The 17749-nt window shown below is 46.2% G+C and carries 18 protein-coding genes and 1 other annotated feature; of the genes, 15 read left to right on the forward strand and 3 right to left on the reverse strand.

Going from position 1 to position 17749, the window contains the following annotated elements:
- Window positions 1-786 precede the first annotated feature (786 nt).
- Together R3289_RS12445 and R3289_RS12450 are read left to right on the forward strand one after the other, a co-directional pair.
- The gene (locus R3289_RS12445; protein ID WP_318925897.1) at window positions 787-1425 is read left to right on the forward strand and encodes a YchE family NAAT transporter; all 639 of its coding nucleotides are present in this window, start codon (window positions 787-789) and stop codon (window positions 1423-1425) included.
- 133 nt (window positions 1426-1558) lie between these two features.
- Complete coding sequence (locus R3289_RS12450) at window positions 1559-2377, forward strand: ion transporter (RefSeq protein ID WP_318925899.1); 819 nt, start codon at window positions 1559-1561, stop codon at window positions 2375-2377.
- A gap of 124 nt (window positions 2378-2501) precedes the next feature.
- Here the strand turns inward: R3289_RS12450 and glpQ are convergent, their stop codons facing one another.
- A complete protein-coding gene (glpQ, locus tag R3289_RS12455) occupies window positions 2502-3581 on the reverse strand; it encodes a glycerophosphodiester phosphodiesterase (RefSeq protein WP_318925901.1) in 1080 nt (359 codons plus the stop codon).
- A gap of 326 nt (window positions 3582-3907) precedes the next feature.
- On the reverse strand, window positions 3908-5290 hold the full coding sequence (gene cysS, locus R3289_RS12460) for a cysteine--tRNA ligase (protein WP_318925903.1): 1383 nt from the start codon (window positions 5288-5290) through the stop codon (window positions 3908-3910).
- 200 nt (window positions 5291-5490) lie between these two features.
- Here cysS and R3289_RS12465 point away from each other — a divergent pair, with 200 nt between their 5' ends.
- The 13 genes from R3289_RS12465 (at window position 5491) to hisIE (ending at window position 16886) form a co-directional block, all read left to right on the forward strand.
- Entirely contained in the window at window positions 5491-5988 is a 498-nt protein-coding gene (locus tag R3289_RS12465; protein ID WP_318925905.1) for a peptidylprolyl isomerase, read from the forward strand.
- 42 nt (window positions 5989-6030) lie between these two features.
- Window positions 6031-6762: a UDP-2,3-diacylglucosamine diphosphatase gene (gene lpxH / locus R3289_RS12470; protein WP_318925907.1), complete on the forward strand. Its 732-nt coding sequence runs from the start codon at window positions 6031-6033 to the stop codon at window positions 6760-6762.
- Between the two features lie 312 nt (window positions 6763-7074).
- Entirely contained in the window at window positions 7075-8295 is a 1221-nt protein-coding gene (locus R3289_RS12475) for an EAL and HDOD domain-containing protein (RefSeq protein ID WP_318925909.1), read from the forward strand.
- Between the two features lie 2 nt (window positions 8296-8297).
- Window positions 8298-8840, forward strand: coding sequence for a YchJ family metal-binding protein (locus R3289_RS12480; protein WP_318925910.1), 543 nt, complete (start codon window positions 8298-8300; stop codon window positions 8838-8840).
- 228 nt (window positions 8841-9068) lie between these two features.
- Window positions 9069-9251, forward strand: coding sequence for a hypothetical protein (locus R3289_RS12485; RefSeq protein WP_318925912.1), 183 nt, complete (start codon window positions 9069-9071; stop codon window positions 9249-9251).
- A 230-nt stretch (window positions 9252-9481) separates the two neighbouring features.
- Window positions 9482-9618: a sequence feature (His leader region), on the forward strand.
- Between the two features lie 60 nt (window positions 9619-9678).
- On the forward strand, window positions 9679-10575 hold the full coding sequence (hisG, locus tag R3289_RS12490) for an ATP phosphoribosyltransferase (RefSeq protein ID WP_318925913.1): 897 nt from the start codon (window positions 9679-9681) through the stop codon (window positions 10573-10575).
- Window positions 10576-10579: 4 nt separating this feature from the next.
- Entirely contained in the window at window positions 10580-11911 is a 1332-nt protein-coding gene (gene hisD, locus R3289_RS12495) for a histidinol dehydrogenase (RefSeq protein ID WP_318925914.1), read from the forward strand.
- Between the two features lie 7 nt (window positions 11912-11918).
- The gene (gene hisC, locus R3289_RS12500) at window positions 11919-12971 is read left to right on the forward strand and encodes a histidinol-phosphate transaminase (protein WP_318925916.1); all 1053 of its coding nucleotides are present in this window, start codon (window positions 11919-11921) and stop codon (window positions 12969-12971) included.
- A gap of 18 nt (window positions 12972-12989) precedes the next feature.
- Window positions 12990-14075: a bifunctional histidinol-phosphatase/imidazoleglycerol-phosphate dehydratase HisB gene (gene hisB / locus R3289_RS12505; protein WP_413466697.1), complete on the forward strand. Its 1086-nt coding sequence runs from the start codon at window positions 12990-12992 to the stop codon at window positions 14073-14075.
- Window positions 14075-14716 (forward strand): imidazole glycerol phosphate synthase subunit HisH, encoded by a 642-nt coding sequence (gene hisH / locus R3289_RS12510; RefSeq protein WP_318925917.1) that lies wholly within the window; start codon window positions 14075-14077, stop codon window positions 14714-14716. The genes hisB and hisH overlap by 1 nt, the downstream gene beginning before the upstream one ends.
- Window positions 14717-14739: 23 nt before the next feature.
- The gene (gene hisA / locus R3289_RS12515; RefSeq protein WP_318925918.1) at window positions 14740-15474 is read left to right on the forward strand and encodes a 1-(5-phosphoribosyl)-5-[(5-phosphoribosylamino)methylideneamino]imidazole-4-carboxamide isomerase; all 735 of its coding nucleotides are present in this window, start codon (window positions 14740-14742) and stop codon (window positions 15472-15474) included.
- 18 nt (window positions 15475-15492) lie between these two features.
- On the forward strand, window positions 15493-16266 hold the full coding sequence (gene hisF, locus R3289_RS12520; protein WP_318925919.1) for an imidazole glycerol phosphate synthase subunit HisF: 774 nt from the start codon (window positions 15493-15495) through the stop codon (window positions 16264-16266).
- Window positions 16263-16886 (forward strand): bifunctional phosphoribosyl-AMP cyclohydrolase/phosphoribosyl-ATP diphosphatase HisIE, encoded by a 624-nt coding sequence (gene hisIE, locus R3289_RS12525; protein ID WP_318925921.1) that lies wholly within the window; start codon window positions 16263-16265, stop codon window positions 16884-16886. Before hisF ends, hisIE begins: the two co-directional genes overlap by 4 nt.
- Before the next feature lie 124 nt (window positions 16887-17010).
- Here the strand turns inward: hisIE and R3289_RS12530 are convergent, their stop codons facing one another.
- A complete protein-coding gene (locus R3289_RS12530; RefSeq protein WP_318925922.1) occupies window positions 17011-17589 on the reverse strand; it encodes a thymidine kinase in 579 nt (192 codons plus the stop codon).
- Window positions 17590-17749: the final 160 nt, after the last annotated feature.

The following is a 17749-nucleotide window of genomic DNA, read 5'->3' on the forward strand; positions in this document are numbered from 1 at the left end:
AGCTTGTTGAGCTAGAGGAATACGCGCGTTGTTCGCCGCCAGAGATGCAGCACGGAAGATTTTGTCAACTTGCTCTTGAGAGAAAGTCGCAAACTCTTTTTGAGCAGCTTTGACACGGGCAACCATTGCATCTAGTTCAGCCATATTCGTTACAGGCATAGTTAACTCCTAACTTAATATTAAAAACTTTTTAGTAAGGATACGTCTTAAATCCTTTCAAGCGGCAGGAAGGTAGTGAATTCATCCAACAATCCCGCAACACACATGCTTAGTAAATCGCTTTCAAAACTGATTATAAAATTTCACACCGTGAAATAATTTGATTTAGATCACTTGTCATTTAAAAGGAGTAAAAATCGTCAAATTTTGATCTGCAGAAGCCATAATCAACACCTTACAGAGTAAATTTGTGAGCTAGTTACTTGACCCCTCAGTACGATGTGAATTTTCTTGTTATCACTAGTTGTGAATATTACGTAATAAACTTTCATTTATTAGAATAAACATCACCCTTTGCGATACCTGTCACGTTTTTTAAAGCTGATTGACTAATCTTTTTTCACATTTGACTGGCACGTTGTTCACCCACTAAGGGTAATACAGTCACCCGTATATTTACAGCCTATTAACACTTTAAAATTCATAAGATTGTTTAGGTTTTGATATAACTATTTTTAATTGGTGGATTTACGCTCTTTAGCTTAAAGTGTCGCCGATGACAGAGATACTCTGCTCAGTTCAAGAAGCTATCTTCTTTTTTATCAACGTTTGTCTGATGGTCAAACAATGCAGTCTTTAGAATTCGCCATTTTCCTACAATTTTTCGTCGGTCTTATCGCAGCAGTCAACCCCATAGGTATCATGCCTATCTTTGTTTCATTAACTTCGCACATGGGCCAAGAGGAAAGAAACAAAACCGCTTTTACGGCCAATATTGCAGTCACGGTTATTCTGATTGTCTCACTACTCGCCGGGCAATTCTTGCTGGATATGTTCAGCATTTCGCTTGATTCATTCCGGGTTGCGGGGGGGTTACTACTGCTTACCATCGCCTTCTCGATGATGAGTGGTAAGCTGGGTGAAGATAAACAGAATAAACAAGAAAAATCTGAATCGGCAAGCCGAGAGCAAATTGGTGTCGTTCCTTTAGCAATGCCTTTAATGGCGGGACCGGGCGCGATCAGCTCGACCATTGTCTATGGTGCTCGATTCCCAGGCTTACCGAATACAATCGGCATTGCACTCACCATCTGCATTTTTGCGTTTTGTTGCTGGCTGTTATTCCGCGGTGCCCCGATCATCGTGCGTTTTCTGGGCCAAACCGGTATTAACGTTATCACACGTATTATGGGCTTAATCCTTGCCGCATTAGGGATCGAGTTTATTGCCACAGGCTTACGTGCCCTGTTCCCTGGATTGGCATAACGTTGCACAAATGAAAAGGGTTACGATAAAATCGTAATCCTTTTCAACAACCCTTCTTGCTACTGCTACTCTGGCTTAAGCCACTTTTCTTCTTTATGCTAGGGTTAACCCTATAACTCAGCAAAGAAATAGTATGTCCAGACTCACCCTTCGGCAAAAGATCTATGAAGTCATTTTTGGTACCGACACCCGTGCGGGGCAGAACTTTGACATTGTGTTAATCCTCGCAATACTGAGTTCAGAGTTGATTCTCATACTTTCATCAGTCACCCATATTCAAGAGCAGTACGCAAACATCCTCTTTTACGGTGAATGGGTTTTTACGCTCCTTTTCACCGTTGAATACCTGTTGAGGCTATATAGCTCACCTAAACCGCTTGCTTATGCGCGGAGTTTTTTTGGTGTCATCGATCTCATTGCCATTTTACCGGTCTATCTTGCGCTCATGATTCCCGGTGCCCACTACTTACTCATCATTCGTTTGATTAGAGTATTACGTATTTTCCGGGTATTGAAGCTGGCACGTTACCTCAAAGATTCCAATATCTTACTGCGTGCTTTACTTCAATCCCAACGAAAAATCCTGGTATTTTTCAGCTCCGTATTCATTCTTGTGACCGTTTTCGGGGCATTGATATTTGTTATTGAGGGGCCAGACAATGGCTTTACCAGTATTCCGCAAAGTATCTACTGGGCAATTGTCACCATCACTACCGTCGGTTATGGCGATCTCGTTCCGCACACCTTTCTCGGTAAAGCAGTTGCATCCATGACCATGTTGCTCGGTTACTCCATATTGGCCGTTCCGACCGGCATTATCACCGCAGAACTGAGTCAGGAGATGAAAGCTCAACGGGAATTGATCCGCTGTATGAACTGCACCCGTGGCGGCCATGAATCTGATGCGAAATTCTGTAAAAACTGTGGCAGTGAACTGCCTGAACAGCTCTAGCCGCATTTTATTCAGGGCTAAAAATAAAAACCAACAAGCAAAAAAAAGCGACGCCAAACACAGCGTCGCCTTATTGCCACCACGAGTTACCGCCCTGATGGCGATCTGTCTTTTATTTAACAGATTATTGCTGGACTGACAGGTAATTTACAGCCCGATCCGGGAAGTCAGTGAAGACCCCATCAACGTTTGCGGTATTATAGAAAATATCTAACATATCGTTGAAATTATTTGCATACGCCGGAATACGACCCGTATCTGCACGGAATGTATAAGGATGCACTTGCATGCCATGCTGGTGAGCCGCTTTCACCAACCCCGTTAGCTTGATATTCCCTTTGGTTGATTGATCAGATATCACCATTGGCTTCCACGGGCCAATACCATCAGCATATTTGGCAACTTCCTCCATCCCACCTTTTGCAAACATCCAATCGTAATTGTATGGCTGCGCTTGACCTTTGTTGTTATACACCATGGTTTCATTCCAGTCGGTGTATGCCAGTAGCTGAACCAGTTTCACATCCATACCCATGGCTGGCATTAGCTCGTCATGAATACGCTTAAGCTCTTCAAAATCAAAAGACTGAAGGAAGACTTTACTTGCTTTGTCGGTATAGCCGTAGTCTTTGAGTACTTTTAACACCGCGGTACTGATATCTTTGCCTTCATGGCGATGGAACCATGGCGCTTTGATTTCAGGGTAAATGCCAATGTCGTAACCCAGCGTTTTGTTCAACCCCTGGATCATCTCAATTTCTTCTTCAAAGGTCGGCACCTTAAAATCAGACTTCCATATCGGATAACGCTCGGGGAAACCCTGAACTTGCTTACCATCTTTAATGTTAAAGCCTTCAGTCACGCTCAGCTGCTTGATTTCGGCAAGAGTAAAATCAATCGCATAAAAACGGCCGTCTTCGCGGGCACGACTCGGGAAAATCTGGGCGACATTGGTAACGCGATCAAGGAAGTGATCGTGCAGTACCACTAGCCTGTTATCTTTCGTCATCACCACATCCTGCTCAATATAGTCAGGCTTCATGGCATAAGCCATCGCTTTGGCCGGTAAGGTATGTTCTGGCAGGTATCCCGAGGCACCACGATGGGCAACCACGATTTTATTGGAATCTGGAGTTGATTGGGCAAAAGTGGGAGATGCGAGCAAGGTGCTGCCAACGGCAGCGGCAAGCCATATTTTTTTCATTATTATCATCCTTAGCAATCTGTACTTTCATTTGGGGCAAACAAAGTACATCGGGGTTATACATCGGAAAGCATAATAATCAGTAATAAATGAACATTTTCGAATTTCTACTTTTATTGTGATCAGTGGCGCTCGAATTGGAACACATTATTTTCGAAAAGTGATACTGGATCAAATTTCATTGTTCATCTGAAAGGCGGCAGTGTACCGCCTTCATTTTGTATTAGTCGGTAATTCTTTAATAATATCAATCGGTATAAGCCTTCCTTCGGACATAAAAAAACCGGAACCATCACTGGCTCCGGTTTTTTATTAGTAATTAAGGCTTATTTACGGCGCCATGTCGTACCTTGCGCGCCGTCTTCCAGAATAATATCCATCGACAACAGCTTATCACGAGCCGCATCAGCAGCTGCCCAGTCTTTTGCTGCGCGGGCATCCAGACGCTGCTGGATCAGGGCCTCTATTTCTGCCACATCATCACTCTCTCCGGCTCCGCCTTGCAAGAAAGCTTCTGGCTCTTGAGACAACAAGCCTAGAATATCAGCCAGCTCGCGCATACGCGCACCCAGCGCAGAGGCCGCAGCCAGATCATCAGGTTTCAACCGGTTAATTTCACGTGCCATATCAAACAGTGCCGAGTAGGCTTCCGGGGTATTAAAGTCATCATCCATCGCTTCTTTAAAGCGGGAAACAAACTCTTCTCCACCGTCCGCTTTCGCCGTCAAGTCAAGACCACGCAAAGAGGTATAAAGACGCTCAAGAGCAGAGCGCGCCTGCTTAAGGTTATCTTCGCTGTAATTCAGCTGGCTGCGATAGTGGCCAGACATCAGGAAATAGCGAACCGTCTCGGCATCGTAATAGCCCAATACATCACGGATGGTGAAGAAGTTACCCAGTGATTTAGACATTTTCTCACGGTCAACCATGACCATGCCACTGTGCATCCAGGTATTCACGTATTGTGAACCTGTTGCGCAGCAGGACTGTGCTATTTCATTTTCGTGGTGCGGGAACTGTAAATCAGAACCACCACCGTGAATATCAAAGTGGTCACCAAGAATGGCAGAATTCATTGCCGAACATTCGATATGCCAGCCCGGACGTCCTGGACCCCACGGAGATTCCCATGTTGGCTCACCTGGCTTAGACATTTTCCACAATACGAAATCAAGCGGACAACGTTTCGCCGTGTCAATATCAACACGTGCACCAGCTTGTAGTTGATCCAAATCTTGTTTAGACAGCCGACCATATTGTTCGAACTTGCTCACTTCGAACATAACATCGCCATTGCTGGCAACATAAGCAAAGCCTCGTTCAATCAAACGCTCACACATTGTGATAATTTCAGCAATGAATTCTGTTGCTCGCGGCTCGATATCAGGGCGTTTCATACCCAGTGCATCAAAATCAGAGTGCATTTCACCGATCAGGCGCTCGGTCAATGATTCGCAGCTCTCGCCGTTCTCTGCTGCACGCTTGATGATCTTATCATCAATATCCGTGATATTTCGAACAAATGTCAGATCATAACCAGAGTAACGTAGGTATCGAGATACAACATCGAAAGATACAAAAGTACGACCATGACCAATGTGACACAAATCGTAAATGGTAACCCCACAGACATACATGCCTACTTTACCAGGCTGAATGGGTTTGAATGCCTCTTTCTGTTTTGTCAGTGAGTTATAGATCTTTAACATATCTCGTAATTACTCATTTTATGGGGTTACTATTAAGAGCAGTAATTACACCTTTTATGGCAAATGAAGGCAAGGAAAAATACCGCAGGTGATACCAAGCAGATCAAAATTTGTATGGACAGGTACTAATAAGATAAAATCCAACGTTAAAGAAAGTTATATACTTTAAAAGCTATATACATCCATTAAAGGACAGAATCATGGTAACGCTTCACACTACTTTTGGTGACATCAAGATCGAGCTAAATTCAGAAAAAGCGCCTGAAACGTGTGCAAACTTCCTGCAATATTGCCGTGACGGTTTCTACAACGATACTATTTTCCACCGTGTTATCGATGGTTTCATGATCCAGGGCGGCGGTATGGCATCTGGCATGGTTGAGAAAGAAACCCGTGCAACAATCAAAAATGAAGCAAACAACGGCCTGAGCAATAAGGTCGGCACGCTTGCAATGGCTCGCACAAATGCGCCGCATTCTGCAAGTTCTCAGTTCTTCATTAATGTTAACGACAATAAATTCCTGGACTTCAAATCAGAAACGCCTGATGGCTGGGGTTACTGTGTGTTCGCTGAAGTTGTTGAAGGCATGGACGTAGTTAACAAGATCAAAGCTGTCTCTACGGGTAACTGGGGTTATGTACACCAGGACGTGCCAGTTGAAGAAGTGGCTATCAATAGCGTAACGATTGAAGAATAATTCTTCGATCAGGGTGGCCTTGTTGCCACCCTATCCTTCCTTATGACTACACTTTTTATTGCCGATCTGCACCTAAGTGCCGAACGTACTGATATTACTGATTGTTTTCTCTCATTCATGCAACAAGAAGCAAGAAGGACTGATGCCCTCTATGTGCTTGGTGATTTGTTTGAAATGTGGATAGGCGATGATGACAATTCCCCCTTCCACCAGCAAATCAAACATGCCTTTAAGCAACTCACCGATTCAGGCGTGCCTTGCTTTTTTATTCATGGTAATCGTGACTTTCTGATTGGTTCGCGTTTCAGCCAGGAAACCGGCGTACAACTGTTGCCACAACACAGTGTTATTGACCTGTATGGCACACCGACCTTGATCCTTCATGGTGATACGCTGTGCACCTTAGATGAGGCTTATCAGCGTTATCGTAAGAAAGTCCATAACCGATTTATTCAGTGGCTGTTTTTCCGTCTGCCCCTGCGTTATCGCCAGAAGATCGGTGATAAAATACGAAACAGCAGCAGTCAGAATAATCAAGCTAAGAAGATGACAATCATGGATGTTACACCCGATGAGGTGATCAAAGTGATGGCTGAACATAACGTACTCAGTATGATCCATGGCCATACCCATCGCCCTGACGTACACACGTTAACCGTCGATGGAAAAAACGCCACTCGGATCGTGTTAGGTGACTGGTACGATCATGGTTCGGTGCTGGTATGCAGACCTGAAGGTAATCGATTGGAAAAAAGAGATTTTTTCAATCGATAGTGACAACAAGGTACGCCATGCGTACCTTTTCATTGTAGCCAGAATAGGATATTTAGCGGGATTAATATAAAATGAATACGATCACATACAACCGAAAATACGAATAAAAAACCCATAATTACAACAGATGTCTCATATTGTTCGATTTTCTTGATCATTCCTTTAATATGTTACAACTATCACTATGTACACCTATAATTATTTGTATTATTCGTAAGTTAAGATAGTGCATCTGTTATCTGACTTGTCATTCGATATTATTATCTTAAATAATATTTTTAGAATATAAATTAATAGCTTGAGCTAGCCATCATGCATTCATACCATGCTAGACAGCCAATACTGAACAAAGAAAAAGCAACCGTAGGGTACGAATTGCTTTTTCGAGACGGGCCAGATAACTGCTTTCCGGATATCGGTGACGAGCAAGCAACCAATCGCTTATTAATCGATAACTTTATGACGTCTGGCTCATTGCAATCCACTGATAGTAAATGGTTTTTTGTAAACTTTCCATATACAAGCCTGATTCAGCGCACCCCACTGATGTTTCCAAAGAAAAGTTTCGTCATTGAAATTCTTGAGACCTGTGTACCAACTGACGAATTATTAGAAGCAGTGACAGAGCTTCACCAGAAAGGTTACATGCTGGCACTGGACGACTTTATACCCAGTAAAGAATGGAATCGTTTTTTACCCTATATTCATATTGTGAAGTTCGATTTACGTTCAACGCCTGTAGCAAGAGCGGGCTTTTTCATTCGTCGCCATAAAGATGGCAACCTCAAGTTTCTAGCTGAAAAAGTAGAGACCCATGAGGAGTTCATTGCAGCGTGCGACGCGGGATTTGACCTTTTCCAGGGCTTTTTCTTTAGCAAACCAGAGATGGTTCAGCGTAAATCTTTAGCCCCTTCGGCTTTAACGACGATCCGCCTCTATCAGGAGATTTGTCTGCCTGAAGTCGATTACAAAAAAGTCGAAGGTATCATCGCCACCGACGTAACGCTTTCCTATAAATTACTGCGCCATGTCAATACCATGACGTCAGCACGTACCGAAGCGATATCATCGTTTAAACAGGCTTTAGTTTATCTGGGCGAAGAAAAACTACGACGCTTTATTTCCTTTGTAGCCGCCTCTCATGCGCTCGCAGGCAAACCACATTCGTTATACAGCTTATCGCTACTGCGCGCCCATTTTTGCGAGCGACTGGGAATACTTGTCACCCCAAAGATTAGCGGCAATCAGGCTTTTTTAACCGGACTCTTTTCATTGCTTGATTCACTATTAGATCAACCTATTGATGAGCTGGTCACCCTCCTGCCTTTAAGTGAAGAGGTTCAACAGGCTCTGGTTAACCAGACCGGAACACTGGGCACCATTCTCAAATTAGCCACAGCCTACGATCAGGCCCAGTGGGAGGATGTCAGCCAATACAGTAAACAGCTTGGCATTAACGAAACAAACGTTGCAGCTCGCTATGATGAATCATTAAAATGGGTGACCTTTTTTGAGAAAGCAGCGACAAAATAATCATGTCAAAACCTCAACAAGCCTGCCCCTGTGGTAGTCAGAAATCACTGGCAAAGTGCTGCCAGCCGATACATCTGTCAGCAATACATGCAGAGCATCCAGAACAACTGATGCGCGCCCGATACAGCGCGCATGTTTTAGGCATAGTAGACTTTGTTATCGCAACCTACCATCCAAGTTGCCAGGCAGAGCAATACCGTGAGGCTATTGCCGAATCAGTGAGCTCTCAATGGCTGGGTCTTGATATCATCAGCAGTGAAATCACAGATAACGATGAAGGTTTTGTCGAATTCAAAGCCTATTACCAAGAGGGTAAAGAACAACATTGTTTACATGAGCGTTCTCGCTTTCTGAGAGAACCAGTTAATGGTGAGCAACAATGGTTCTATATTGATGGAGACTACCCCGAGTCACCGCCGCAAGAATCGCCGTTATCACAAGAGTCGACTGCGCCTGCGATCAGCCCGGCAGTCAGCAATAAAATCAGCCGCAACGATCCTTGTCCTTGCGGTAGTGGTAACAAATTCAAAAAATGTTGTGGTTAATACCATTAGGGATGACACTACCATCTAGGAAAATATCAACCCTCTGAAAATAAGGAGTAAGTACCTGCTTACTCCTTGTAAAGCCTAACATCGATATCCCACTCTCTAACAAGATTACCTACCACACACTGTCTACTTTACAACCAATATGTGAGCAAAAAACACTCAAGATGTGCACTTGATTGCCGATAATATCATCAGACACTTTCAGTTTGATGAGGCAATAACATGATCAATTCGAACAACAAACTACCGCCGCCCACTCAAAATCAGCTCAAAAAAGTGACTCAGGCATCACCTATTGATGAGCGACGGCTGAAGATCGAACCCAAAAAAGCAGAGAGCAATGACCAGGAAAGTGATCAGCCCAAAAAGAAAGCGCGTAAACACCTGCTCGATATATATGTCTGATTTTGATTAACTGACTGCTCTCTATTGTAAAAAAGCGGTGAAGTCATGCCCTTCTCCCGTTTGTTTTGCTGTCAGGTTATTACCTGCCGGCACCACTTGATTAGAAATTGAAAATTTCCATCAATTTAATGTTGCAAAAACAGACGAGCTTCGTTAGTGTGAAAGACAAGCACTAAGTAAATAATGATTTCGACAGAGTAAATAATTATGCGTATCCAAATGGTAAACCTACATCACCATCATCATCCTGACTAGTCTTTCGGGAGGATACGCCTCACTCTGGAAGACAGTAATAATTCTTCCAGCGGTTAATATGAATACAGAATTCAAACCCTCGGAAGAGCAATGCTTCCGAGGGTTTTTTCGTTCTAAGTGACAAAAAATTCACGGATTGGCTTTACAAGAATACAAACAGGGAAAAATGACAATGCAAACACAACGACTTCGAATTGCGATTCAAAAGAAAGGGCGTCTAAGTAAAGAGTGCCAGAACCTGCTTAAACAATGTGGTGTCAAATTTAATCTGGTGGGCGAGCGTTTGGTTGTACACGCTGAAAACATGCCTATCGACCTGCTGTTAGTCCGTGATGACGATATTCCGGGTTTGATCATGGATGGGGTTGTTGATCTGGGTGTCATCGGCGAAAACGAATTGGAAGAGGTCGGCCTTGAGCGTGAAGCACTTGGCGAGCCCTCTGAATACAACAAACTACGTCGTCTAGATTTTGGTGGTTGCCGCTTATCCATTGCCATAGATAAAGACGCCCAATATAACGGCCCGCAAGATCTACAAGGCAAGCGTATTGCAACAACCTACCCGCAACTGGTAAAACGCTATATGGACGAGCAAGGGGTGACATTCAGCCCTTGTATGCTCAATGGCTCGGTAGAAGTCGCTCCCAGAGCAGGCCTGGCAGATGCCATCTGTGATTTGGTTTCAACCGGTGCCACTCTTGAAGCCAACGGCCTGAAAGAAGTTGAAGTGATCCTCCGCTCTAAAGCCGTACTGATACAGCGCAATGGTGAGTTCAGTACAGAAAAACAAGCCCTGATTGAACGCCTTCTTACCCGCATGCAGGGGGTTATTCAGGCCAAAGAATCAAAATACATCATGCTACACGCGCCAACAGAGTGCTTAGATAAAATCACGGCATTGCTTCCAGGTGCTGAAGATCCGACCGTATTACCACTCGCTGCCGATAAAAGCCGCGTTGCCGTTCATCTGGTCAGCACTGAAAACCTGTTCTGGGAAACAATGGAGCAGCTAAAAGCGCTTGGTGCCAGTTCAATTCTGGTGCTGCCAATTGAAAAAATGATGGAGTAAGGCAATGAAAACGGTTGTTTGGCAATCCCTGAGTGAAAACCAGCAAGATACCTTGCTGCAGCGTCCGGCAATTGCTGAGGGCGCAAACATCACCGCGATAGTTGCCGCTGTGGTTGCTGATGTCCGTCAGCGTGGTGATGAAGCCCTGCTCGATCTGACAGAAAAATTTGACCGCGTACGGCCTGAGTCGATTCGCGTTTCTGAACAAGAAGTCAGTGCGGCATCATCACGCTTAAGCGATAAGATGAAACAAGCGCTGCAGCAGGCTTATCAAAATATCGCAACATTCCACCAGGCACAAAAGGTGGATACCCTGCGCGTTGAGACTCAGCCAGGCGTCGTTTGCGAACAGGTCACCCGTCCGATCAATTCAGTAGGCCTTTACATTCCGGGAGGTAGTGCACCGCTGCCTTCAACCGTTCTCATGCTAGGCGTACCGGCACAGATTGCGGGATGCTCTCAGGTAGTATTATGCTCGCCCCCGCCTATTGCCGACGAGATCCTCTATGTCGCTCAACTGTGTGGTATCAAAGACATCTATAATGTTGGTGGGGCTCAAGCCATTGCCGCAATGGCTTATGGCACCGAATCGGTCAGTTCTGTCAATAAGATCTTCGGCCCGGGCAATGCCTTTGTGACTGAGGCCAAACGTCAGGTCAGCAATGACTTCCGCGGCGCGGCAATTGATATGCCAGCAGGTCCATCTGAAGTATTAGTCATTGCTGACAGCACGGCAGAACCAGCGTTTATTGCGGCAGATTTGCTCAGTCAGGCTGAACACGGGCCGGACTCCCAGGTCGTGCTGGTAACACCAGATCCTAGTATTGCTGATCGGGTTGCTGATGCCATCCAACAACAACTTAAAGAACTTCCTCGTGCCGACATCGCACGTCAGGCTTTAGGTTCAAGTCTGTTGATTGTGGCAGAAACACTGGCTCAGTGTATTGCGATTTCTAACCATTACGGGCCTGAACACCTGATTGTACAAACCCGGACCCCAAGAGAGTTAGTGCCGCTGCTCGATAATGCCGGTTCGATTTTCTTAGGTGACTGGTCACCGGAATCGGTTGGCGATTATGCATCGGGAACAAACCACGTATTGCCGACCTACGGTTATACCCGTACCTATTCAAGCCTGGGCTTAGCCGACTTTTCTAAACGCATGACGGTACAGGAATTAACAGCAGACGGCCTTAAAATTCTTGCCCCGACAGTGGTTACGATGGCGGAAGCTGAAGGACTTGATGCACACAAACGCGCAGTGACGATTCGAATCGAGAAGTTGCAGCAGCAAGAAGCGTGTAATACATCGCAAATTAACGATAAAGAGGCGTAACGTAATCATGACTATCGCACAACTGGCACGGAAAACCGTGCGCGAACTAACGCCTTACCAGTCTGCTCGGCGCCTGGGTGGAAGTGGCGATATCTGGCTCAATGCCAACGAATCGCCATTTGCCAACGAATACAACATTAATTGCAACCGCCTGAACCGCTACAGTGAATGCCAGCCAGTAGATCTGATCCAGGCCTACGCCGATTATGCCGGCGTACAAAAAGAACAAGTGATGACTTCGCGTGGTGCCGATGAAGGCATCGAGTTGCTAATTCGTACTTTTTGCGAGCCAAACCAAGATAGTATCCTATACTGCCCACCGACCTATGGCATGTATGCCATCAGTGCAGAAACGTTCGATATAGCGACCAAATCAGTACCGTTAACCGCTGATTGGCAGCTGGATTTACCCACCATTCATGACAATCTTGATGGCGTCAAGTTAGTCTTTGTTTGTAGCCCTAACAATCCAACCGGTAACTTGATGAAACGTCAGGATATCGAAGCACTGCTCGATATGACGGCCAATAAAGCGTTAGTGGTCGTCGATGAAGCCTATATCGACTTTTGCCCTGAGGCCTCAACCGTTGATCTGCTTGAGCAATACCCGAATCTAGTGATTCTGCGCACTCTGTCAAAAGCGTTTGCTTTAGCCGGACTTCGTTGTGGTTTTACCTTAGCCAACGCCGATGTTATCGAGCTATTATTAAAAGTAATAGCTCCGTACCCGGTACCAGTACCTGTGGCTGACATTGCCGTTCAGGCACTTTCACCTGCCGGATTAGCAAAAACCAAATTCCAGGTGCTCGATCTCTGTGCCAACCGTGCTTACCTTCAAGCTGGCTTAAGCATGCTAAATAACGTTCACGTTTTTGATGGCTATGGCAACTACATACTGGTGAAGTTCCCGGATGCAGACGCCTTATTTAAGGCGTTGTGGGATCACGGCATCATTCTTAGGCGCTCCCCCATTAAGAACTGTATTCGTATTAGTGTCGGCAACCGTGATGAGTGTGAAAAAACACTGGCCTTCATCCGAGAGCAACTAGATCAGAATTAAGCAGAAAGGATAAGCATTGTGAGCAAGGAAAAGATTTTATTTATTGATCGTGACGGCACCTTAATTGTTGAGCCACCTATTGATTTTCAGGTCGATCGCTTAGACAAACTGAAACTCGTACCTTTCGTGATCCCAGCGTTGCTTCAGCTGCAGGATGCGGGCTATAAGCTGGTTATGATCACCAATCAGGACGGCCTCGGCACAGATAGCTACCCGCAGGCGGACTTCGACGCGCCGCACACCATGATGATGGAAATCTTCGAATCACAAGGAGTAAAATTCGACGATGTCCTGATTTGTCCGCACTTTGACGATGAAAACTGTACCTGCCGCAAGCCTAAACTAGGCCTTGTTAAAAGCTACCTGCAGCAGGGTCGTGTCGACTTTGCCACATCAGCCGTGATTGGCGATCGTCCAACCGATCTGCAGTTGGCTGAAAATATGGCCATTCGCGGTATCCTTTACAATCCGCAGCCCCGCGATGAAAAAAGCATGAACTGGCAACAGATCGTTAAAGATCTTACGACCACCCCAAGGATCGCCGAAGTGGTTCGCACCACCAAGGAAACCGACATCCGGGTGAAAGTGAATCTCGATGAAACCGGTGGCAACAAGATTGAAACTGGCCTGGGATTCTTTGACCACATGCTTGATCAAATCGCGACCCACGGTGGCTTCCGCATGGAACTCACCGTCAAAGGTGATTTGCACATTGACGATCACCACAGCGTTGAAGATACCGCTCTGGCCTTAGGTCAGGCGTTAAAACAAGCGCTAGGCGACAAACGGGGCATAGGCCGATTTGGATTCAGCCTGCCTATGGATGAATGTCTGGCGCAATGTGCCTTAGATCTGTCTGGCCGCCCGTACCTGAAATTTGACGCTACATTCGGTCGTGAACAAGTCGGTGATTTGTCAACAGAAATGGTACAGCACTTCTTCCGGTCACTGACCGATACTCTGGCCTGTACCCTGCACCTGTCCTCGACCGGCGATAACGACCACCACATTGTCGAGAGCCTGTTCAAAGCCTTCGGCCGCACGCTGCGCCAGGCGATTCAGGTCGAAGGTAACGAATTACCGAGCAGTAAAGGAGTGCTGTAATGGTGAGTAAAAACCAGAAGATCGTCATTATTGATACCGGCTGTGCCAACGTCTCTTCAGTACGTTTTGCTATCGAGCGCTTGGGCTACACGGTCACCGTCAGCAAAGAGCCGAGCATCGTACTGGCTGCCGACAAATTGTTTTTGCCCGGTGTTGGTACCGCCAGCGAAGCGATGAAGAACCTGCAGGAACGCGACCTGGTCGAGCTTGTTAAACAAGTCGACAAGCCTCTGCTGGGTATCTGTTTAGGCATGCAGTTACTTGGGGCATTATCGGAAGAACAGGGCCAGAGCGGTACCGATCTCGTTCCGTGCCTTGGCCTTTGCGATGCGCCAATAAAGAAAATGCAGACCGGTGACTTGCCACTGCCTCACATGGGCTGGAATACCATCACCCCCGTTGACGGTCACCCGCTGTTCAAAGATATCCCGGCGGGTAGCTACTTCTACTTTGTTCACAGCTATGCCATGCCGGTCTCTGAGGCTGCATTCGAAGAAAAGGGTTATACCATCGCCCGGTGTGAATATGGTCAGCCGTTTAGTGCCGCGATTCAGAGCGGTAACTACTATGGGGTCCAATTTCACCCTGAGCGGTCAAGCAAAGCCGGCGCTCAGCTAATTAAAAACTTTTTAGAGATGTAAGGACGACATAAAAGGACCTTATGATGATTATTCCCGCCCTCGATTTAATTAACGGTCAAGTTGTTCGTCTGTTTCAGGGAGATTACGGACAAGTTACTGAATACCAGGTAGATCCAGCTGAACAATTCAAACTTTATAACCAGGCTGGAGCCGACTGGCTGCATCTGGTTGATTTGACAGGGGCCAAAGATACCTCTGCCCGTCAGCTTGATTTGATCCGACACTTACTTGCCAGCACCCCGGCCAATATTCAAATTGGCGGTGGAGTTCGCACCGAAAAAGACGTCGCTGATTTATTGGCAGCCGGGGCACAACGTGTTGTTGTCGGCTCTACCGCGGTCAAACAGCCAGAGCTAGTTAAGGGCTGGATGGAAAAATACGGTCCGGAGCACATCGTATTAGCTCTCGACGTCAACATTGACCAAGACGGCAACCGTAAAGTGGCTATATCAGGCTGGCAAGAAGATTCCGGAGTCAGTATCGAAGCGTTGCTGGATGACTTCCTGACGGTAGGCCTGAAGCATGTACTCTGCACCGATATCTCTCGTGACGGCACACTTGCCGGCTCTAACGTCGAGCTGTATGTCGATCTTTGCGCCCGGTATCCGCAAGTCCAATTCCAGTCTTCCGGTGGTATTGGTGGCCTGAAAGATATCGAAGCCTTAAAAGGCAGTGGTGTCGCGGGTGTCATCGTTGGGCGCGCTTTGCTCGATGGTAAGTTTACCGCCGAAGATGCTTTCCAGTGCTGGAACAATTAACAAACAAGGAGTCATAGCATGCTAGCAAGAAGAATCGTTCCTTGTTTAGATGTCCGCGACGGACAGGTGGTCAAAGGGGTGCAATTTCGAAACCACGAGATCATCGGTGATATTGTACCGCTTGCCAAACGTTACGCCGAAGAAGGTGCCGATGAACTGGTTTTCTACGATATCACGGCCTCGAGTGATGGCCGCGTCGTTGATAAAAGCTGGGTCGCCCGTGTTGCTGAAGTGATTGATATACCATTTTGTGTTGCCGGCGGTATTAAATCAGCAGAAGACGCGAGCCGTATCTTGCAGTACGGAGCCGATAAAGTATCAATCAACTCCCCTGCGCTGGCAAACCCGGATTTGATCACCGAACTTGCCGATAAGTTTGGCGTGCAGTGTATTGTGGTCGGCATCGATTCCTATTTTGATGCTAAAACGGGGAAATATCAGGTCTACCAATTTACCGGTGATGAAACCCGCACCAAAGCAACCCAATGGGAAACCTGCGATTGGGTACAGGAAGTACAGAAACGTGGCGCGGGTGAAATCGTGTTAAACATGATGAATCAGGATGGCGTACGTAACGGTTACGATCTAAAGCAACTCAATATGGTACGTAAAGTCTGCCATGTTCCTTTAATTGCTTCCGGTGGTGCTGGGGAAATGGTGCACTTTGCTGAGGCCTTCAATAAGGCCAATGTTGATGGCGCATTGGCGGCTTCTGTCTTCCATAAGCAAATTATCAATATTGGCGAACTTAAGCAGTATCTAAAAGAACAGAATGTGGAGATCCGACTATGAGCCTGGTAACAGCGGTTAATTGGGAAAAAGTCGACGGCTTAGTCCCGGCGGTGATTCAGGATAACACCAGCGGCCAGGTACTGATGCTGGGTTACATGAACCAAGAAGCCTTAAATAAAACATTAGAAACCCAACAGGTAACCTTCTGGTCTCGTACCAAGAACCGCCTGTGGACTAAAGGGGAAACCTCCGGCAACGTCCTTGAGCTGAAAAGTATTAACCTGGATTGTGATCAGGACACTTTACTCGTCAAGGTAAAGCCGGTTGGACCAACCTGCCACCTGGGTACCCCAGCCTGTTTTGACAATGATACCGAGGGCAAACAAGAACAGCCGGCACTGGTGTTTCTTCATCAACTTGAACAAGTTCTGGCTAGTCGTAAAGGTGCTGATCCCGAGTCCTCTTATACTGCCAGTCTCTATGCTCGCGGCACCAAACGTATATCGCAAAAAGTGGGTGAAGAAGGCGTTGAAGTCGCGCTTGCGGCAACGTCGGGCGATAAGGCGGAGTTAGTCTGTGAATCGGCTGATCTGATTTATCACCTGCTTGTTCTGCTGCAAGATCAAGATCTGACACTGGCCGATATCACTGCCAAGCTCCAGGAGCGCCACAATAAATAAAACGGAACGATGAGGCGTTATACTCCCAGGAATAGGATGAGTTCACTAAAAATATGACCTATAAAAAAGGAAGCGCAGGCTTCCTTTTTCTTATTCACGGCGGTTCCCCGAGCCAAGACGCTTTTTAACGGCCCAATGCTTCTTTATAGTGCTTGCGACAAACGGAGAGATAACGGTCATTACCGCCAATTTCAACTTGATCACCATCAGCAATCGCCTGACCAGACTCGTCCTGACGAATCACCATATTTGCTTTACGTCCACAATGACAAATTGTCTTTAGCTCGACCAGCTTATCAGCCCAAGAAAGTAAATATCGGCTTCCTTCGAAAAGCTCACCGCGGAAATCACTACGAAGTCCGTAGCATAAAACCGGAACATGGAGTTTATCGACGACTTCCGTTAATTGATACACCTGATCTTTGGTCAGAAACTGGCACTCATCAATCAAGACACAGTCAATTTTGGATGCACGGTGAAGGGCTTGCAGTTTATCCCAGAGATCGTCTTCGGGCGTATATAGCTCCGCATCTTCCTGTAAACCGATCCGAGAGCTGACCTTGCCCTTACCAAATCGGGTATCAATCGCCGCGGTGAGGATCACCGGATGCATGCCACGTTCGCGATAATTAAAAGATGATTGTAATAACGTCGTCGATTTACCCGCATTCATTGCTGAGTAGTAGAAATACATCTGGGCCATGAGGCTCCCCAAAGACTGAAAAACTGCCGGAATGCTACAGAAATTAACCCGGAAATGAAAGAACATACCGCATGAAAAGGGCAGTATCCAGTCTCTTGTCTTTACACTCAAATTATATCAATCGGGATACAAAAAAGCCTGCGAAAACATCGCAGGCTTC

Source organism: Photobacterium sp. (assembly GCF_033720175.1).
GTDB lineage: Bacteria > Pseudomonadota > Gammaproteobacteria > Enterobacterales > Vibrionaceae > Photobacterium.

What these genes read in the sequence shown, in the direction of transcription:
- R3289_RS12445 (WP_318925897.1), top strand. Translation starts at nt 787, where the DNA reads ATGCAGTCTTTAGAATTCGCCATTTTCCTACAATTTTTCGTCGGTCTT.
- R3289_RS12450 (WP_318925899.1), top strand. Translation starts at nt 1,559, where the DNA reads ATGTCCAGACTCACCCTTCGGCAAAAGATCTATGAAGTCATTTTTGGT.
- glpQ (WP_318925901.1), bottom strand. Translation starts at nt 3,581, where the DNA reads ATGAAAAAAATATGGCTTGCCGCTGCCGTTGGCAGCACCTTGCTCGCA.
- cysS (WP_318925903.1), bottom strand. Translation starts at nt 5,290, where the DNA reads ATGTTAAAGATCTATAACTCACTGACAAAACAGAAAGAGGCATTCAAA.
- R3289_RS12465 (WP_318925905.1), top strand. Translation starts at nt 5,491, where the DNA reads ATGGTAACGCTTCACACTACTTTTGGTGACATCAAGATCGAGCTAAAT.
- lpxH (WP_318925907.1), top strand. Translation starts at nt 6,031, where the DNA reads ATGACTACACTTTTTATTGCCGATCTGCACCTAAGTGCCGAACGTACT.
- R3289_RS12475 (WP_318925909.1), top strand. Translation starts at nt 7,075, where the DNA reads ATGCATTCATACCATGCTAGACAGCCAATACTGAACAAAGAAAAAGCA.
- R3289_RS12480 (WP_318925910.1), top strand. Translation starts at nt 8,298, where the DNA reads ATGTCAAAACCTCAACAAGCCTGCCCCTGTGGTAGTCAGAAATCACTG.
- R3289_RS12485 (WP_318925912.1), top strand. Translation starts at nt 9,069, where the DNA reads ATGATCAATTCGAACAACAAACTACCGCCGCCCACTCAAAATCAGCTC.
- hisG (WP_318925913.1), top strand. Translation starts at nt 9,679, where the DNA reads ATGCAAACACAACGACTTCGAATTGCGATTCAAAAGAAAGGGCGTCTA.
- hisD (WP_318925914.1), top strand. Translation starts at nt 10,580, where the DNA reads ATGAAAACGGTTGTTTGGCAATCCCTGAGTGAAAACCAGCAAGATACC.
- hisC (WP_318925916.1), top strand. Translation starts at nt 11,919, where the DNA reads ATGACTATCGCACAACTGGCACGGAAAACCGTGCGCGAACTAACGCCT.
- hisH (WP_318925917.1), top strand. Translation starts at nt 14,075, where the DNA reads ATGGTGAGTAAAAACCAGAAGATCGTCATTATTGATACCGGCTGTGCC.
- hisA (WP_318925918.1), top strand. Translation starts at nt 14,740, where the DNA reads ATGATTATTCCCGCCCTCGATTTAATTAACGGTCAAGTTGTTCGTCTG.
- hisF (WP_318925919.1), top strand. Translation starts at nt 15,493, where the DNA reads ATGCTAGCAAGAAGAATCGTTCCTTGTTTAGATGTCCGCGACGGACAG.
- hisIE (WP_318925921.1), top strand. Translation starts at nt 16,263, where the DNA reads ATGAGCCTGGTAACAGCGGTTAATTGGGAAAAAGTCGACGGCTTAGTC.
- R3289_RS12530 (WP_318925922.1), bottom strand. Translation starts at nt 17,589, where the DNA reads ATGGCCCAGATGTATTTCTACTACTCAGCAATGAATGCGGGTAAATCG.